This window comes from Paracraurococcus lichenis (genome assembly GCF_030657435.1).
Lineage (GTDB): Bacteria > Pseudomonadota > Alphaproteobacteria > Acetobacterales > Acetobacteraceae > Paracraurococcus > Paracraurococcus lichenis.
The window spans coordinates 1-337 of the sequence record NZ_JAUTWS010000548.1 but is presented as its reverse complement, the minus strand read 5'-3'; the positions used below and the strand labels follow the sequence as shown (position 1 = coordinate 337).

1 protein-coding gene is annotated in these 337 nt (G+C 66.2%); it reads left to right on the top strand.

Annotation, left to right across the window (positions count from 1 at the left end; translation table 11 throughout):
- Positions 1-82: 82 nt before the first annotated feature.
- Positions 83-337, top strand: a 255-nt coding sequence (locus Q7A36_RS41185; protein WP_305109538.1) for a plasmid pRiA4b ORF-3 family protein, incomplete at its 3' end; no start/stop codon positions are given.

The window sequence follows — 337 nt, the reverse complement described above, 5'->3', positions numbered from 1 at the left end:
CCTTGCCGATGGCGGCATGACCCGGCTTGCCTGCCACCACCCCATCACGCACAGGATGGGCGCGTGATGGCAGGAGGCGCTGATGGTCAAGACCGCCCAGTCGATGAGCAGTGTCAACCGGAAGGTGGTCAGCTTGAAGGTGACGCTGCGCGACACCAAACCACCCGTTTGGCGCCGGCTCCTGGTTCCCGGTGCGACGACGCTCGGTGACTTGCATCGCGCCATCCAGGCCGCCATGGGATGGGAGGATTGCCATCTCCACACGTTTGACATCGAGGGCCGGCAGTACGGCGACCGGCGCACCGTCGACGATGTCGCCGACGAGAGCCGCGTCACC